The 15601-nt window shown below is 73.3% G+C and carries 18 protein-coding genes; 14 read left to right on the top strand and 4 right to left on the bottom strand.

What is annotated here, in order from left to right; all coding sequences use genetic code 11:
• Positions 1 to 112 precede the first annotated feature (112 nt).
• Positions 113 to 877 carry a TetR/AcrR family transcriptional regulator gene (locus ACFWAR_RS07290; RefSeq protein ID WP_385774000.1) on the bottom strand — a complete coding sequence of 255 codons (765 nt, stop codon included), beginning with the start codon at positions 875 to 877 and terminating at the stop codon, positions 113 to 115.
• Between the two features lie 91 nt (positions 878 to 968).
• Here ACFWAR_RS07290 and ACFWAR_RS07295 point away from each other — a divergent pair, with 91 nt between their 5' ends.
• Complete coding sequence (locus ACFWAR_RS07295; protein WP_385774002.1) at positions 969 to 1910, top strand: ATP-binding cassette domain-containing protein; 942 nt, start codon at positions 969 to 971, stop codon at positions 1908 to 1910.
• Positions 1907 to 2662, top strand: a complete 756-nt coding sequence (locus ACFWAR_RS07300; protein WP_385774004.1) for an ABC transporter permease — start codon at positions 1907 to 1909, stop codon at positions 2660 to 2662. Before ACFWAR_RS07295 ends, ACFWAR_RS07300 begins: the two co-directional genes overlap by 4 nt.
• 18 nt (positions 2663 to 2680) lie before the next feature.
• Here the strand turns inward: ACFWAR_RS07300 and ACFWAR_RS07305 are convergent, their stop codons facing one another.
• Together ACFWAR_RS07305 and ACFWAR_RS07310 are read right to left on the bottom strand one after the other, a co-directional pair.
• Positions 2681 to 3160 (bottom strand): diadenosine tetraphosphate hydrolase, encoded by a 480-nt coding sequence (locus tag ACFWAR_RS07305; RefSeq protein WP_385774006.1) that lies wholly within the window; start codon positions 3158 to 3160, stop codon positions 2681 to 2683.
• 26 nt (positions 3161 to 3186) lie between these two features.
• Positions 3187 to 3648, bottom strand: coding sequence for a MarR family winged helix-turn-helix transcriptional regulator (locus ACFWAR_RS07310; protein WP_385774008.1), 462 nt, complete (start codon positions 3646 to 3648; stop codon positions 3187 to 3189).
• Positions 3649 to 3748: 100 nt separating this feature from the next.
• Between ACFWAR_RS07310 and ACFWAR_RS07315 the strand changes: the two genes are divergently transcribed.
• The 7 genes from ACFWAR_RS07315 (at position 3749) to ACFWAR_RS07345 (ending at position 11140) form a co-directional block, all read left to right on the top strand.
• On the top strand, positions 3749 to 4591 hold the full coding sequence (locus tag ACFWAR_RS07315) for an SDR family NAD(P)-dependent oxidoreductase (protein ID WP_385774010.1): 843 nt from the start codon (positions 3749 to 3751) through the stop codon (positions 4589 to 4591).
• Between the two features lie 144 nt (positions 4592 to 4735).
• The gene (locus tag ACFWAR_RS07320) at positions 4736 to 5197 is read left to right on the top strand and encodes a GNAT family N-acetyltransferase (protein ID WP_385774012.1); all 462 of its coding nucleotides are present in this window, start codon (positions 4736 to 4738) and stop codon (positions 5195 to 5197) included.
• 139 nt (positions 5198 to 5336) lie between these two features.
• Positions 5337 to 7160, top strand: coding sequence for a hypothetical protein (locus ACFWAR_RS07325; protein WP_385774014.1), 1824 nt, complete (start codon positions 5337 to 5339; stop codon positions 7158 to 7160).
• 109 nt (positions 7161 to 7269) lie between these two features.
• Complete coding sequence (locus ACFWAR_RS07330) at positions 7270 to 7908, top strand: RlpA-like double-psi beta-barrel domain-containing protein (protein ID WP_385774016.1); 639 nt, start codon at positions 7270 to 7272, stop codon at positions 7906 to 7908.
• A gap of 194 nt (positions 7909 to 8102) precedes the next feature.
• Complete coding sequence (locus tag ACFWAR_RS07335; protein WP_385774018.1) at positions 8103 to 9449, top strand: MFS transporter; 1347 nt, start codon at positions 8103 to 8105, stop codon at positions 9447 to 9449.
• Positions 9450 to 9600: 151 nt separating this feature from the next.
• A complete protein-coding gene (locus ACFWAR_RS07340) occupies positions 9601 to 10284 on the top strand; it encodes an alpha/beta fold hydrolase (protein WP_385774020.1) in 684 nt (227 codons plus the stop codon).
• Positions 10285 to 10471: 187 nt separating this feature from the next.
• Positions 10472 to 11140, top strand: coding sequence for an SGNH/GDSL hydrolase family protein (locus ACFWAR_RS07345; protein ID WP_385774022.1), 669 nt, complete (start codon positions 10472 to 10474; stop codon positions 11138 to 11140).
• 6 nt (positions 11141 to 11146) lie between these two features.
• Here the strand turns inward: ACFWAR_RS07345 and ACFWAR_RS07350 are convergent, their stop codons facing one another.
• Positions 11147 to 11572, bottom strand: coding sequence for a hypothetical protein (locus tag ACFWAR_RS07350; RefSeq protein ID WP_385774024.1), 426 nt, complete (start codon positions 11570 to 11572; stop codon positions 11147 to 11149).
• Positions 11573 to 11868: 296 nt separating this feature from the next.
• Between ACFWAR_RS07350 and ACFWAR_RS07355 the strand changes: the two genes are divergently transcribed.
• The 5 genes from ACFWAR_RS07355 (at position 11869) to ACFWAR_RS07375 (ending at position 15589) form a co-directional block, all read left to right on the top strand.
• Positions 11869 to 12465, top strand: coding sequence for a hypothetical protein (locus ACFWAR_RS07355; protein ID WP_385774026.1), 597 nt, complete (start codon positions 11869 to 11871; stop codon positions 12463 to 12465).
• A 121-nt stretch (positions 12466 to 12586) separates the two neighbouring features.
• The gene (locus ACFWAR_RS07360; RefSeq protein WP_385774028.1) at positions 12587 to 13063 is read left to right on the top strand and encodes a hypothetical protein; all 477 of its coding nucleotides are present in this window, start codon (positions 12587 to 12589) and stop codon (positions 13061 to 13063) included.
• 153 nt (positions 13064 to 13216) lie between these two features.
• Positions 13217 to 13408: a hypothetical protein gene (locus tag ACFWAR_RS07365; protein ID WP_385774030.1), complete on the top strand. Its 192-nt coding sequence runs from the start codon at positions 13217 to 13219 to the stop codon at positions 13406 to 13408.
• A gap of 268 nt (positions 13409 to 13676) precedes the next feature.
• The gene (locus ACFWAR_RS07370; RefSeq protein WP_385774032.1) at positions 13677 to 14750 is read left to right on the top strand and encodes a LacI family DNA-binding transcriptional regulator; all 1074 of its coding nucleotides are present in this window, start codon (positions 13677 to 13679) and stop codon (positions 14748 to 14750) included.
• Positions 14751 to 14977: 227 nt separating this feature from the next.
• Entirely contained in the window at positions 14978 to 15589 is a 612-nt protein-coding gene (locus ACFWAR_RS07375; RefSeq protein ID WP_385774034.1) for a hypothetical protein, read from the top strand.
• The last annotated feature ends 12 nt before the right edge of the window (positions 15590 to 15601 follow it).

Below are 15601 nucleotides of genomic sequence, written 5' to 3' on the forward strand. Positions count from 1 at the left end.
CCTGGGCGGGGGGGCTGGTTTTTGTTTAACCGCCCCCGCTCGTGGGGGGGGGGCCCCCGCCGCCCGGGGCGCGGGGGGGGCGCCCGGCGCCCCCGCCGGGCGCCCGCCGCGTCTAGGGACGCTCCCGCTCGGAGACCAGCGGTGCGAGCCCGTCCAGGATCCGCTCGAGGCCGAAGCGGAACTGGAAGTCCGGCTCTCCCGATCCCGTGAAGGCGTCGGAGTCCAGCAGGCGCGTCACGGCGGGGTGGCTCTCGGGGCCCGCGAGCAGCCGCAGGGTGCGGACGTACTGGGCCAGGGCCTGCTGCGGGGTCATGCCCGACGCCACGACGGCGTCCGTCATGTCGGCCGCCATCGTGGCTTCGTTGCGCACCAGGCCGCCGATCAGGACGACCGTGGAGAGCTTCTCGGCCTCGCTCAGTCCCGTACCGGCCATCGCGGCCAACCCCCGGTCCATCCAGGCCAGTTGGTTCGGGGTGGTGGGCGGGGCGGTGATCGGGACGCGCAGCAGCCAGGAGTTGGCGAGGAGGGTGGCGCGCTGCCCGTACGCCCACTGCGTCAGCAGCTCGCGCCAGCCCCATCCGGCCGCCTCGGGCGGTAGCGGCGGCGGGGTGCCGGCGCCCGCGTCGGACATGAGGACGTACAGCTCCTCCTTGGCGGCGACGTACCGGTAGAGGGACATCGTCGAGGCGCCCAGTTCCTTGGCCACCCTGCCCATCGACACCGCGTCCATGCCCTCGGTGGCGGCGAGCGAGACGGCCGCCGCGACGATGCGGGGCAGCGTGAGTGTGGGGCGCGGTCCCTTGCCGGGGCGCTCGCGCAGCCCCCAGGCCATTTCCAGGCTCGCCGGGAGCCCGGTCCCGCTGTCCTCGTCCGCCATGACCGCCCCTCGTCGATTGCCACCCATCCTAGTTCTGTGTATTACTTACGCAGAACAGCGTATCCAATACGCAGAAGGGAGCGTCCTTCCCGTGACCACCCACGACGTGACCACGTCCGCCCTCGGGATCCACGCCACCGGCCTCACCAAGTCCTACGGCGCACTGCGCGTGCTCGACGGCATCGACCTCGCCGTCCCGCGCGGCGCCGTCCTCGCCCTCCTCGGCCCCAACGGCGCGGGCAAGACCACGACCGTCCGGATCCTCGCCACCCTCACCGCCGCGGACTCCGGCGCCGCCCGGGTCGCCGGGCACGACACCGCCACCGAACGCTCCCGGGTGCGCGAACGCATCTCCCTCACCGGGCAGTTCGCCGCGGTGGACGAGCTGCTGACGGGCGCCGAGACCCTGCGCATGATGGGACGCCTCGCCGGGCTCGCCCCGCGCGCCGCGCGCGTCCGGGCCGACGAACTCCTGGACCGCTTCGGCCTCGCCGATGCGGGCGGCCGCACCGCCAAGACGTACTCGGGCGGCATGCGCCGCCGCCTCGACCTCGCCGCCAGCCTCGTCTCCCGTCCCGAGGTGGTCTTCCTGGACGAGCCGACCACCGGCCTCGATCCGCGCAGCCGCCGAGGGATGTGGGAGCTGGTACGGGAACTGCGCGACGACGGCACCACCGTGCTGCTGACCACCCAGTACCTGGAGGAGGCGGACCGGTTGGCCGACCGCGTCGCCGTCCTCGCCGGTGGCCGCATCGCCGCGGAGGGCACCCCGGCCGAGCTGAAGTCCCGCGTCGCCGGACACCGGCTGGACCTCACGCTCGCCACCGCCGCCGCCTACGAGGCCCTCGCCCCGCGCGCCGTCCACCACGACCCCGACGCGCTCGTGCTCGGCCTGCCGACCGACGGCACCGCCGCCCACGTCCGGGCGCTGCTCGACGAACTCGACCCCGACCGCACCGACGTCGACCGCTTCGCCCTGCGCGGCGCCACCCTCGACGACGTCTTCCTCGCCCTGACGGGAGCCGACCGATGACCGCCCTGCCCGTGAGCGCCCTGGCTCTGGCCGGACGCAGCCTGCGCATCAGCAGCCGCCGCCCCGACGCGCTGATCACCGCCCTGATGCTGCCCGTCATGCTGATGCTGATCTTCGTCTACTTCTTCGGCGGGGCCATCGACACCGGGACCCGGTACGTGACCTACGTGGTGCCCGGGGCCATGCTGCTCTGCGCGGGCTTCGGAGCGGCCTCCACGGCCGTCTCCGTCGCGGAGGACATGAAGAACGGGGTCATCGACCGGTTCCGCTCGCTCGACATCGGCGGCGTCCCGATCCTGGCCGGCCACGTCACCGCATCGGTGCTCCGCAACCTGGTCTCCACCGCGCTGGTGCTGGCCGTCGCCCTCGCCATCGGCTTCCGCCCCCAGGCGGGCCCGGCGGGCTTCCTCGCCGCCGCGGCGCTCCTCGTGGCCTACCTCACCGCCATCTCCTGGTTGGCCGCCGCCCTCGGCCTGGCCGCCGACTCGCCCGAGGCCGCGGGCGGTTTCACCTTCCTGATGATGTTCCTGCCCTATCCCTCCAGCGCCTTCGTGCCCATCGACACGATGCCCGGCTGGCTGCACGGCTTCGCCGAGCACCAGCCGCTCACCCCGGTCATCGAATCAATGCGCGCCCTGCTGCTGGACCGGCCCGTGGGCGGCGCCCCCTGGACCGCCCTGGCCTGGTGCGCGGGCATCCTGGCCGCCGCGGTGGGCCTGACCCTCGCCCTCTTCCGGCGCCGGACGCGGTAGCGGGTGGGCCCGGACCGTTCAGCGCGCGTCCGCCGACCGGTCCAGTTCCGCGCCGATGGCCTCCCGCACCCCGTCGTGCCGGGGGCCGAGGGCGAACCGCCCGTCGCCCCACCGCTCGCGCGGGTACAGCCACACCGGCATGCGCACCAGATCGGCCGGCTCCCACGCGAACCGGGGCCACACGTGCGCGTGCAGGAAGCCGTCGGTGTTGCCGAGGATCTCCAGGTTCACCCGGCGGAACTCCGGGTCGAGGGCCTTGCACGCGCGCTCGACCGCTTCCCCCAACCGATCCATGTCGGAGAGGAAGGCGAGGCGCCGCGCCCTCGGCAGGTCCGACAGGCGCAGCACCTGAGGGTCGTCCACGAGCAACACCGAGTATCCGGGCAGGAACTGGACGTCCCCGATCGCCGCGAACCCCGCGTCGAGGCGTCTGAGCACGGTCGGGTTCTCGCCCCGCAGCGCGCTCGCTATACGTTCCGTGCGCCAGTCGACAGCCATGGGATCGAAGGTTACCCGCCCCGGGATCAGCCCCGCGGCTTGCCCTTGAGCTTGGCCCATACGGCCTCCAGTGCGGCGATGTCCGCGTCGTCGAGGAGGTCGTCGAAGACCTCGGCGAGGGTTTCGCGGCGGGTGGCGTCGGCCTCCGCGAAGGTGCGGCGGCCGGCCGCAGTGAGGGCGATGCGCACGGAGCGCGCGTCCGTCGGGGACGGGGCGCGCTCGACGAGACCGCGGGCCTGGAGGGAGTCGGCCACGCGGGAGACCTGGCTGCGGCTGAGCAGGGTCCTGGCCCCGAGTTCCGAGGCGGCGACGGGCTCGGGCTGGCCGTGCAGCCAGAGCATCACCTCGAACCACGACAGCGGCAGGTCGTGGCGGCGCACGAGGGCCTGGTCCACGCGGGCGCTCAGCGTCGTCCCGGCCCAGACGAGGCCGTAGAACGCGTGGTCGCGGGGGGTCATCTCGCCCAGGGTGAGGTCGTTGTGCGCCATGACGGGAGGATACCCCGTTGCGTGCGTGCACACACAAATGTAATGTGTGTGTGCACGCACAGACTTTGCGCGTCCCCGCACCCGCACCCAAGGAGCCGTCATGACCACCAGGACCGTCCTCATCACCGGTACCTCCTCCGGCATCGGCCTCGCCGCGGCCGTGGCCACCGCACGGGCGGGTTGGCACACCGTCGCCACCCTGCGCGACCCCGCCCGCGCCGGGGCGCTGCTCGCGGCCGCCGAGGAGGCGGGAGTGGCCGACCGCGTGCAGGTCAAGCGGCTCGACGTGACGGACCCGGCGTCGGTGGCGGACTGCGTGGCGGAGGTGGTGGCCGAGCACGGGCGGCTGGACGCGGTGGTGAACAACGCGGGCGCCGGGTTCGTCGGCACCATCGAGCGGATGGACATGGAGCCGGTGCGCGCGGCGATGGAGGTCAACTACTTCGGCGTCGTCGAGCTGACCCGGGCGGCCATGCCCCACCTGCGGGCCTCCGGCGGCCGCCTGATCACCGTGACCAGCGTGGGCGGGGTGATCGGACAGCCCTTCAACGAGGCCTACTGCGCGGCGAAGTTCGCCGTCGAAGGGTTCATGGAGTCCCTGGCGCCGGTCGCCGCGACCGCGGGCGTACAGGTGAGCGTGGTGGAGCCGGGCGCCGTGGCCAGCGAGTTCGTCACCAGCCAGGGCATCGACGTACCGGCCCTGCTCGCGGCCGCCGGCCCCTACGCCCCCGCACTGGAGGCGTATGTGACCCGGACCATGAAGAGCTTCGACGCCGCGCAGACCTCGGCCGAGGCGGCGGCGCCGATCGTGGACCTGCTGGAGTCGCCGCGGATGCCGTTCCGGGTGCAGACCTCCCAGTGGGCCCGCGACTTCGTCGCCCTCAAGCTCGCCGACACCGACGGCTCGGCCGTCCAGGAGCTGACGGGCGGATGGCTGCGCTGACGGCCGGTGCGGGCGGGCGCGCACCGGGGCCGCGTGCGCGAACGGGCCCTCCTCCCGCGCCGGTTGTCCTGTCGGGGCGCTAGGTTGGCCGGACCGTCGACCTACGACCGGCCCTCCGGGCCCGGTCGGGTGAGGAGCCCCTGGATGATCTTCCTGCGCGAGGTGCGCGACAGCGACCTGCCCGCCTTCCGGGAGCACGCGTGCGACCCGGCCGCGCGACACATGGCGGCCTTCGTCCACGACCGCGACCCCGAAGCCTTCGACGCCCACTGGGCGCGGATCCGCGCCGACCGGGCCATCGTGATGCGGACCGTGCTGGTCGAAGGACAGGTCGTGGGCCACGTCGCGGCCTACGGGCCACCGGACGAGCGCGAGGTCACGTACTGGATCGCCCGCGCCCACTGGGGGCGCGGGATCGCCACGGCGGCGCTCGCCGAGCTGCTCGAACTCGAGGCGGCGCGGCCCGTGCACGCCCGCGCCGCGGCGGACAACGCCGCCTCGATCAGGGTGCTGGAGAAGTGCGGCTTCGTCCTCACGGGCCGGGACCGCGGCTTCGCCGACGCCCGTGACGCCGAGATCGACGAAGTGCTCCTCACCCTGGGCTGACCATCGACCCCGAGGTACGTCGAAAACGAGCCGTCGCGGCCCTGTGAGTGGAGCCGACCGAGCGCTAGAGTGCCCACGCTCCGCTGAAATCAAGCCAGTTGGAGCCGGTCATGGCGGTCGGTCGGGAGGGGCGGCGGCAATGGGCTCGGGAGATGTGGTGGCCAAATGGGCCGCCGCGCTGACCACGAAGACGGCAGCCGCGGTGACCGCCGGAACACTGGTGGTCGCGGGGGCGACCGGAGCGGGCGTGTGGTGGGTCAACCGGGGCACACCGGTGACCGTGGTCCAGCGCAGCACGACCGCGACGGTGGGGGCGGGCGGGCAGCAGGCGGCGGCAGCGGCGTGCCTGCCGCACGAGAGCGCCCTCGGCGGCGGGTACGCCCTCACCGGCAGCGGCTTCGCCACGAGCAGCCAGTTCCTCGGCGCCTCCGCCTGGGCCGTGGTGGCCTACAACCCCGGTGACGCACCCGCCACGCTCACGACGTACGCACTGTGCGTCAACGCCGAGGTCGAGAAGCAGCCCGGCCTGGACTTCACCTGGCGGGCCCACGCCTTCAAGGACCGCGGCAACAAGATCCTCGGCACGCCCGGCACCGAACCCATCCGCGACCTGACCACCGACGGGCCGTACGTCGAGGCGGTCGGCGACCCGCTCGGCGACCCGCACTGCGGCAACGCCTACACCATGGTGGGAAGCGAGTTCCGAGCCGGCCGGATCATCGCCGCACGCCCCGTGCAGCCCGTACCGCTGGACTCCCTGATACCGGCGGCGGCGGTGCCGGGCTCCGCCTGGGCCGCGCCCTGGCGGCTCTCGGTCAACCCGGGCACCGCGCTCAGCAGCGAGCCGTTCCCGATGCCCCGCTCCGAGGACATCCTCCGCAAGACCCGGATCCTCGACCCCCAGCCCCCGCAGTCGAACTTCGCCGTCGGCGCCCGCCCGGTCTGCGTCAAGCTGAAGGACGCCTCCGTCGTCACCGCGAAGGTGCCGGTCGCCGCCGGCGGCCGTGCGGACGCCACCGTCACCTGCCCCAAGGGCCACTTCGTGGTGGGCGGCGGCTTCTCCTTTCCCGCCGCCAACGAGCGGGGCGCCCTGGAGGCCCCCCAACGCTACTTCGGCGACGGCTACCTCTTCGCCTCGGCCGACGCCCCCGCGGCCGGGGAACCGTCGGGCACCAAGGTGAAGGCGTGGCACGTCACCGGCGTCAACCAGCAGAAACCCGGCGGCTTCTACCACGACTCGGCGTGGATCGAGCACAGCGACCGCGAAACGAGAACCGGCAACGGCTACTTCGACACGCACCCCCACGGCGGGGACGACCAGCCGCTGCGCACCTCGGACATCCCCGCCGCCCAGGACATGGTCACCGCGGCCGTCTGCGCGAAGATCGACGCCGAGCCCACCGCACCGGACGGGGGAGCCGCGCCGCCGCCCGTGACCCGGGTGGACGTTCCGCCCCTGGACGTGGTCGCGCCGCCCGCCGCCACGCCCTCTCCCGCTCCCTCCACCACCGGCGCGTCACCGTCACCGAGCCCCTCCGGCTCCGCGAGCCCGTCCACGACCCCCCGCACACCGAACTCCCCGGGCACCTCCGCCCCCGCGACCCCGAGCCGCCCGGGCAACACCCCGCGCACCAGTGCGCCCCCGTCCGCGCCCACGCGGCCGACGGTGACCATCGACGCACCCGGCAGCGGGGCCGCTCTGCGGCGCGGCTGCCAGGAGACCTTCGCCGGGACGGCCCGCGCACACCCGGGGGAGCAGCTCATCACCGATCCGCAGCGCACCGGTTGGCAGATCCAGGGGCCGAACGGCGCCGTGGCCCTCGGCGCCGGGCCGTCCGGGCGCTTCACCGTCCCCTTGCTGCCCGACGGCACGTACCCGCTCGTCTTCACCGCCACCGACCCGGCCTCCGGACTCACGGGAAGCGCGCAGGTCTCCGTACGGATCGTCGGCTGCATCCGCTGAGCCGCGCGGCCGACCGGGGAGCGTTAGCGAAGCATTAGCGGGGCGCGTGATCATGGGCGCGCCCACCGGACGCCCGGCGTCCGGAAACGCGCAGTCCAGAGAGAGACCCATGAGACCAAGAATCGCCGTAGTAGCGGCCACGGCCGTGCTGGCCGTCGGCGCCGCCGCCGTCGTGACCGTCGCCACCGCCAATGCCTCGGAGGACACCGGCGTCGCCGTCACGGCGTCGAGCGGTACCGGGCAGCCCGTGTCGCCCGGCCCGACCGAGAGCGAGCCGTCCCGCTCCACCCGCGCCCCGGAACCGGACGTCTCGACGACGCCGCCCGCGGCGCCGACCGGCACGACGGGCCCGGGCCCCACGCGGAGCCCGGTGCCGAGCGCCTCCAAGACGTCGTCCCCCGAGCCCGGCAGGCAGACGAAGACCCCCACGCACCCGCCGACGCAGAAGCAGTACAGCGGCAGGGCGACCTCCTACCAGCCCGGAATGGGGACGTGCGGGTACGTCTTCGGCGCCGACGACCTCGTCGCGGCGATCGACCCGTCCCTCTACGGACAGGGCTACCCGGGCCCCCACTGCGGGGAGGAGATCGTGGTCACCTACAAGGGGAAGTCCATCACCGTGAAGGTGCTCGACCGGGCGCCGGGAGCCGGCCGGGGGGACCTCGACCTGACCCCCGCCGCCTTCAAGGCGCTGGCCTCCTCCCACGAGGGCAAGATCAACGTCACCTGGCACTTCGCGAAGCAGTAGGAGCGGCCGAGGGGCCGAGGACCCCGCCCGGGGCCTCCCGGCCCGGGCGGGTCCCAGGCGTCCACCGGTTCAATGACGCGTCGCCGCCGTCGCCCGTGCCAGCATGGGGACCGGTGCGACACATCGGGTCAAGCGGACGGACGGGGCCACCCCGCAGGCGCCTCGTGCTCGCCGCCATGGGGTGCGCCGGCGGCATGATCATGCTCGACCAGACCGTCGTCGCGGTCGCCCTCGCCCCGATGGCCCGGGACCTGGGGCTGACGACGTACGCACTGCACGGCGTGGCACTCGTCTACGTCCTCGCGCTGGCCGCGTTCGCGCCGGTCGGCGCCATGGTCGCCCGCCGCTTCGGCCTGTTGCCCACCTTCCGCTTCGGGATCCTGCTCTTCGCCGCCGCGTCGGGTTGCTGCGGACTCACCCCGTACGGTCCGGCCGCCGAACCCTTCCTGCTCCTGACACGGGCCCTCCAGGGCGCCGGCGCCGGGCTGATGATCCCGGTGGCCACCACCTTGATCACGGGCCTGTACGAGGAGCGCGAACGCGGCCGGGCACTGGCCGCGTACGCCGGGCTGGCCCAGGTCTTCTTCGTCCTCGGGCCCGTGGTGGGCGCGGTACTGACGCAGTACCTCGGATGGCGCGCGGTCTTCCCCGCCAACGTGCCCGTCGCCGTCGCGGTCCTGTGCCTGGCCGCCGGGGCACGGGTCGAAGAGGAACCGGAGGGGCGACCGCTCACCGTCGTGGCGCCGCTCCTCATGCTCCTGTCCGTGGCCGTGCTCGTCCTCGGGCTCTACTGGTGCGGGTTCCGTGGCTTCACGGACCTGCGGACCTTCGCCGTCCTTGCGTCCGGAGCGGTGTCGCTGAGCGTGGCGGTGCGGCTCGTGCTGCGCTCCCCGGAGCCCTTCCTCGACCTGCGCTTGCTCGCCATCCGCCCGTACGCCGTGGCGGTGACGCTCACCGCCCTGGTGCAGGCCGCCCAGCTCATCGTCGTGGTGCACGGCACGCTCTTCCTCCGGCAGGCCATGCACCGGCCGCTCCTGATCACGGGCCTCTCCCTGGTGCCCCTGGTCGCCGCGCTGACCGTGGGCACGCTCCTGTCCGGGCACCTGCTGGACCGCCACCGCTCCCCGCGGATCCCCGTACTGCTCGGACTGGCGGCGGCCACGCTCGGCACGGTGCTGTGGACGGTGGCCCTGCCGTCGCGCACGTACGCGTGGCAGGTTCCCGGGATGGTCCTGGCGGGGATCGGGATGGGCCTGCCGGTGCCCGCGCTGAGCGCCGAGCTGATGCGCCGGGTGCCCGAGGGCAAGCGGGTCGACGCCTCCGTCCTGCGCCAGACGCTGCGCCAGCTGGGCGGGGCCGTCGGGCTGGCGCTCGCCGGCGCCATGGTCCTGACGGCGAACGACGACGCCGCCGACGCCGCCGGCATCGTCGACGCCACGGCCACCCCGGTGGCCTTCGTGGCCGCGAGCGGCTTCCTGTGCGCCGCGCTGCTGTGCGCGGCCGTCCTGCTGCCGGCCGTGGAGCGGGCGGAAAGGCGCTGATCGCCCGGGGCGCGCCCGGCGCGGCGCCACCCGGGACGGGCCGCCCGGGACGGGCCGCCCGGGAGGTGGAAGGGACCGATCTGGTGTGGACTCGGTGGGACGAGAAGTTGACCGCGGGGCGGGACACGACCAGAAACAGAGGAACGCAGCCATGGCACCGAGCAAGCCCAGCATCGTCTTCGCCCACGGCCTGTGGGCCGACGGATCCTGCTACGGCAAACTGATCCCGACCCTCCAGCGCGAGGGCCACCAGGTGGTGTCCGCGCAGAACACCCTGGACACGCTCGACGGGGACGTCGACGCGGTACGCCGGGCCCTCGCCCGGGTCAGCTCCCCGGCGATCCTCGTTGGGCATTCCTGGGGCGGCTTCGTCATCACCGCCGCGGGCACGGACGCACGCGTGGCGGGACTCGTCTACGTGTCCGCGCTGGCCCCGGACGCGGGCGAGACCCCGCAGGACCTGCTCGGCAAGTTCGCCCCTCCTCCCTTGTTCGCGCACCTGGACGCCGAGGACGGGCGCCTGTGGATCAACCGCGACGGCATCTCCGACTTCTGCGGCGACCTGCCGGAGGCCGAGCAACAGCTGGTCTGGGCGACCCAGGTGTCCGCGGGCGAGGCCGTGTTGGGGGCCTCGACGGACGACCCGGCCTGGCGGACCAGGCCGAGCTGGTTCGTCATCTCCCGGCAGGACCGCGCCGTCGACCCCGAACTCCAGCGCTTCGAAGCGGAGCGCATGGGCGCCACCGTGGTCGAGGTCGACTCCTCGCACGTTCCGATGCTGTCCCACCCGGACGTGGTACTGGACGCCATCCGCGCGGCGGCCGACGGCGTCTGACCTGCCGCGTCTTCTCCTGCGCTTTCCCCGCGCTTCCCCCTGCGCCTTCTCCTGCGCGCCCCGGGCCGCGACCGGTCCGGGGCGCGCGGTGTCGGCGGCGTGTCGGGAGCCGTCGGTCCGATGTCGGCACCGTCGGACACCTTGTGACCGGCCCTGTCCACAGGAGAGTTCGGTTCAAGGAGCGCACATGTCGACCACCGTACGAGCGGGAAACACCGTGATGTTCACCGGTGACTCGATCACCGACTGCCAACGGCTGGAGAGCGAGGACGGCCTCGGTTTCGGCTATCCGCTGCGCATCGCGGGCGAGTGGGGGCTGCGGCACCCGGACCGGCCGGTGACCTGGCTGAACACCGGGATCGGCGGCAACAAGGTGATGGACCTCGCCGCCCGCTGGCAGACGGACGTGCTCGACGCGCGCCCGGACGTGGTGTCGGTCCTCGTCGGTGTCAACGACATGGGGTGGCACACGCTGGACCCGAAGGGGTACGTGATCTCCGCGGACGAGTTCGAAACGGCCTACGGCCGCCTCCTGGCCCCCCTCGCCCGGGCGGGCACCCGGCTCATCCTCATCGAGCCCTTCCTCCTGCCGATCCACGGCGTCGTCGAGGCCGGTGGCGGCTCCGTGCTCATCGGGGAGGCGGAGCGAGCCGCGTGGCGCGTGGACCTGGACCCGAAGATCCAGGCCGTCCGCAGGCTCGCCCGCAGGTACGACGCGCGGCTGATCGCCGCCGACGGCATGTTCGCCGAGCTCTCGGCGACGACCGGACCGGAGCACTGGAGCGCGGACGGCGTCCATCCGACACCGGCCGGCCACGCCGCCCTCGCGGCGGCCTGGCTGCGCCTGGTGGCGTGAGGACCCTCAGTCCTCGAAGGGCACGAACCTGGCGAGCGAGGTCCAATCCAGCGGGCCCAGGACCGTGGCGAGACGGGCGAAGGGGTCCTGTCCGGGCGATTGGAACCACATCACCGAGAGCGCCGTGTGCCCGTACTCCGCGATGCCCTCGGGCGTCCACGACGACGTCAGCCGAGCCCGGACCGTCTCGCGCGGAAGCCATTCGTCGACCTGCCTCTCCGCGTCGGCCCGTATTGCGTCGAGATCGTGCACGTACACCTGCGCGGTGCCCGTCAGCGCCTTGTCGATGCGGAACAGATTCATGCGGCGGTGCAGGTGCGGCGTGCCTTCGAGCAGCCCCTCGCGGTTGTCGCTCGTCGTGAGCTCGCGGAGCTCGGCGCGCACGGGCCCCACCTGGTAGCAGCGCGGCTCGTCGTTCCTCGTCTGGATCATGGGCCAGAGGTTAGACGCGCCCGAAGGGCGCGCCCAACCGATTTCCCGAGTCGCCGCACGGCCGCCGTGCGGGCTTCTAACCGGTGCTCCGGGGCGTGTCAAGCCCCGAGTTTCCGGAGCGTGACCGCCGCGCGGCCGTGGGGCCTACTGGTGATGCGGGCCTCACCGAAAAGGAAACGAGGCAGCGAGGGAGAGAAGGAAAAACCTCCTCGGAGGAATTCCGAATATCCCTGGATAAAGAAATCCCCGAATGCCGGGGAGTCCATTCGTTCACTCATCATCCGTAGGAGAAGGTCATGAACCGTAAGGCGCGCACCAACAACGTCGTCCGTACCAACCGCCGTGGATTCCGCCTGGCGACGCTGTTCGCTTCGGCGGCCATGATCTCGGGAGGGGTCCTGATCCCCGCCTCCATGGCGTCGGCGGCTCCGATGCCCGCTCATGTGGCCATGGCCTTCCCGTCCGCCGGTGGTGCCGGCGGGGACGGCGGCGAGGGCGGCGGGGGCCTGATCGGCGGGGGCGGCGGCTCCGGCGGGTCGGGCGGTGGCAGCGTCACCGGTGTCGGCGGTAACGGCGGCAACGGTGGCAAGGGCGGCACCGGTGTCCTCTCCGGTGGTGGCGGCGGTGGCGGTGGTGGTGGCGGCGAGGGCGCGATCGGCGGCAACGGCGGCACCGGCGGCGACGGCGGCGGCGGTCTGTTCGGCGGCACCGCCGGCAACGGCGGCGGTGGCGGCGACGGCATCCTCCAGGGCGGCAACGGCGGCAAGGGCGGCCACGGCGGCGACGGCGTCTTCCAGGGCGGCGGCGGCGGCAAGGGCGGCAAGGGCGGCCACGGCGGGCTCTTCGGCGGCATCGGCGGCGGTGGTGGCACCGGAGGCTCCAGCATCTTCTGACCGGCCCGCCCGACCGGACCGGGGGAGGCCTTCGGGTCGCCCCCGGCCCACCTCCCCACTCACCCGCAACTCCCGCTCGTGGCACGGCCACTCGGGCGCTCACCGATTCGGAGAACCCGTCATGTTCACAAGCTCCTGGCAGCGTCCGCTCGTCCTGGCGGCGGCCTCCCTGGCCTTCGTCACCGGCACGGCGTGCGCCGCGCAAGCAGCGCAGTCCCACGCTCCCGCGGGCACCGTCTCCTCGGCCCTGCCGGGGCAGCCCGCCAACTGCGCCACGGGCGGCAGCGGCGGAGAGGGCGGCGAAGGCGGCGAGGGCGGCAAGGGCGGGCGGCCCGGGAAGCCCGGTGAACCCGGAAAGCCCGGCACGTCCGGTGGATTCGGCTGCTTCCGGTTCGGTGACCTGCCCGACAAGCCGGAGGCGGAGTTGACGGTGGTGGACCGGGTGCGGATCGTGCTGATCCTGCTGGCCGACGACTCCGACGCGACGAAGGAGAAGATCGCCAAGAAGTACAAGATCTCGACCGAGCGGATCGACTCCTGGAAGAAGAACTACCTGGCCGGTGACTGGTTCGCCCTGGTGACGAACCTCGCCACCTGACGCGAGCGCGAACTGTCCTGTTCCGCAAGGGCCCTTGAGGGGGCCCTTGCGCATGTTCGCGAGGTAAACGTCCCCCGGGGCGTTTAGAAGATCGCATTCTGGTTACACCAAGTAGCTATAGGCAACAGCCAGTACTCGACGGAAGGCAGGAAGATGACCTTCGCCATCGTGCTCATCCTCGTCGCGGTCCTCATGACCATCGCCCTGCTGGCGCTCGCACCCAGCGCCCCCGCGCGACGCAACCCGTTCCCCGGCCGCCGCCGCACCGCCGCCCACTGCCGGCCCGACGCCTCCCGGCTGAACCGGGTCCCGCGCCAGCAGGGAACCCAGCACCCCGCGAACTGACCCGGCCACCCCGAAGCGGCCGTGCACAATGGGGGCATGCGCGCTCCCGTCGGCCCCCGCGGATGGTCCGCCACGCTCGCCGCCTGCCCGATCCCCTCCGGCGCCCGGCTCCCCGGCGCGGAGGTGATCGACGGCCTCGCGGGGTGGGTAGGGTAGCGTGGGAGCGCTCCCATGGCGCTCGATCGCCGTAACGTGTGCTGCGGCGACGGGGCGGGTTCCACCGCCTTGCCCGGTCGGTCGACCGGGCCGGCGCCCGGCGCGGAGCGCGATGGCGTACGAGGGGAGTTCCGTGAGCGTGCGGCAGAACGGCAGACCCACCCTGGAAGAGGTGGCGGCCCTGGCCGGCGTCGGTCGGGGAACGGTCTCCCGGGTGATCAACGGCTCGCCACGGGTGAGCGAGCAGGCCAAGGAGGCCGTGGCCCGGGCCGTCGCCGAGTTGGGCTACGTACCCAACCAGGCGGCCAGGGCCCTGGCCGGCAAGCGGACCGACGCGGTGGCCCTCGTGATTCCGGAGACCGAGGCCAGGCTCTTCTCGGAGCCGTATTTCCTCGATCTGATCCGCGGGGTCAGCGCCGAGCTCGCCGAAGCGGACAAGCAACTGCTGCTCACGTTGGTGCGGACCGAGGCCGAGCGGGAGCGCTTCGAGCACTATCTGGCCGCCCGGCGCGTCGACGGTGTCCTCCTGGCGTCCGTCCACGGTGACGATCCGCTGCCGGACCGGATCGCGCAGCTCGGGCTCCCGGTCGTCATGAACGGCCGGCGCTCCGAGGGCGAACCCGTCGACTACGTCGACTCCGACAACATCGGCGCGGGACGGGCGGCCGTCGCCCATCTCGTGGGGCGGGGCAGGAGCAGGATCGCGACCATCAGCGGCCCCCTGGACATGTACGTGGCCCGCGCGCGCCTGGGCGGATACCGCGCGGGGCTCGCCGAGGCGGGCATCGGGCCCGACGAGGCGCTGGTGGCGACGGCCGACTTCACCGAGGCCGGTGGCAGGGCGGCGATGCGCGAGCTGCTGGAACGCGCCCCCGACCTGGACGCCGTCTTCGCGGCCTCCGACGTGATGGCGGCGGGCGCGCGCGGCGTACTGCGCGAGGCGGGACGCAAAGTGCCCGAGGACGTCGCCCTGGTGGGGGTGGACGACTCGGCGGTGGCCCGGCTGATGGACCCGCCGCTGACGAGCGTGCGCCAGCCGATCGAGGAGATGGGCCGCACGATGACCCGACTGCTGCTCCAGAAGATCGCGGGGGAGTACGGACCCGCTCCCGCCGCACCCACGGGCAAGGGCGAGGCGTCGCGCAGGGTCCTCCCGACGGACCTGGTCGTCCGCGAGTCCAGCTGAGGGCGAGCGGCCCGTGGCCGACGGCTCGTTGCTCGTCGCATGTCGCATGTCGCATGTCGCCTGTCGTGGGTCGCGCCGCGGCACGCCGTACGCCAGGTGACGTACCGTCCGTGCGCAACGGCGTTCACCGCACGGCCTGTTCGCCCGGCTGAGCGGTGACCCGTGACGCGGACCCGCCGACGGACCCGCCGACGGGCGCCCGGCGGGCCTCCAGTAGCGTCCGTCCGGTGACCACTCCGACCTCGTCCGAGCCCGCCGTTCCCGCCGACGGCATCGATGCCGTGGACGCCCTCGTCCGGCTCTGCCCGCCGCCCGCCGATCCGCCGCCCGCCGTGGATTGGGAACGGACCGAGCGGGCCCTCGGCATCGCCCTGCCCGCCGACTACAAGCGGCTCGTCGAGACCTACGGCGACGGCGTCTTCGACGGGACGATCTGGCTGCTGGTCCCCGGTTCCGCCTACCAGGACTGCGACTTGCGCCTGCGGACGGCGGAGCGGGAGGAGGACCTCGCCTACTTGTGGGAGGCGGGCGAGGCGAAGCCCGCCGAGTTGCTGGAGGCGGGGGCCCGCGTCCTGCCGTGGGCGTTCGAGGAGGGTACGGGGGCGTTCCTCTACTGGCTCGTGCGGCCCGGCCGGCACCCCGACGAGTGGACGGTCCTCTACAACGAGGGGCGCGGCCCGATGTGGGAGCACCACGGGACCGGATGCGCCGCCTTCGTCCTGGGGGTGCTCGACGCGACCGCGCGCACCGGCTACTTCGGCCATCTCCGCGAGGTCCTGAATCCGACGGAACACCGCTTCGAGAAGGCCGCCGACACCCTCGGAGCCGCCCGGCCGTGACGCCGTCGTCGG

The organism is Streptomyces sp. NPDC059917, assembly GCF_042730635.1.
In the GTDB taxonomy this organism is placed as follows: Bacteria; Actinomycetota; Actinomycetes; order Streptomycetales; family Streptomycetaceae; genus Streptomyces.

Coding starts and splice junctions, on each gene's coding strand:
- ACFWAR_RS07290 (WP_385774000.1), bottom strand. CDS start 877: ATGGCGGACGAGGACAGCGGGACCGGGCTCCCGGCGAGCCTGGAAATG.
- ACFWAR_RS07300 (WP_385774004.1), top strand. CDS start 1,907: ATGACCGCCCTGCCCGTGAGCGCCCTGGCTCTGGCCGGACGCAGCCTG.
- ACFWAR_RS07305 (WP_385774006.1), bottom strand. CDS start 3,160: ATGGCTGTCGACTGGCGCACGGAACGTATAGCGAGCGCGCTGCGGGGC.
- ACFWAR_RS07310 (WP_385774008.1), bottom strand. CDS start 3,648: ATGGCGCACAACGACCTCACCCTGGGCGAGATGACCCCCCGCGACCAC.
- ACFWAR_RS07315 (WP_385774010.1), top strand. CDS start 3,749: ATGACCACCAGGACCGTCCTCATCACCGGTACCTCCTCCGGCATCGGC.
- ACFWAR_RS07320 (WP_385774012.1), top strand. CDS start 4,736: ATGATCTTCCTGCGCGAGGTGCGCGACAGCGACCTGCCCGCCTTCCGG.
- ACFWAR_RS07325 (WP_385774014.1), top strand. CDS start 5,337: ATGGGCTCGGGAGATGTGGTGGCCAAATGGGCCGCCGCGCTGACCACG.
- ACFWAR_RS07330 (WP_385774016.1), top strand. CDS start 7,270: ATGAGACCAAGAATCGCCGTAGTAGCGGCCACGGCCGTGCTGGCCGTC.
- ACFWAR_RS07335 (WP_385774018.1), top strand. CDS start 8,103: ATGATCATGCTCGACCAGACCGTCGTCGCGGTCGCCCTCGCCCCGATG.
- ACFWAR_RS07340 (WP_385774020.1), top strand. CDS start 9,601: ATGGCACCGAGCAAGCCCAGCATCGTCTTCGCCCACGGCCTGTGGGCC.
- ACFWAR_RS07345 (WP_385774022.1), top strand. CDS start 10,472: ATGTCGACCACCGTACGAGCGGGAAACACCGTGATGTTCACCGGTGAC.
- ACFWAR_RS07350 (WP_385774024.1), bottom strand. CDS start 11,572: ATGATCCAGACGAGGAACGACGAGCCGCGCTGCTACCAGGTGGGGCCC.
- ACFWAR_RS07355 (WP_385774026.1), top strand. CDS start 11,869: ATGAACCGTAAGGCGCGCACCAACAACGTCGTCCGTACCAACCGCCGT.
- ACFWAR_RS07360 (WP_385774028.1), top strand. CDS start 12,587: ATGTTCACAAGCTCCTGGCAGCGTCCGCTCGTCCTGGCGGCGGCCTCC.
- ACFWAR_RS07365 (WP_385774030.1), top strand. CDS start 13,217: ATGACCTTCGCCATCGTGCTCATCCTCGTCGCGGTCCTCATGACCATC.
- ACFWAR_RS07370 (WP_385774032.1), top strand. CDS start 13,677: ATGGCGTACGAGGGGAGTTCCGTGAGCGTGCGGCAGAACGGCAGACCC.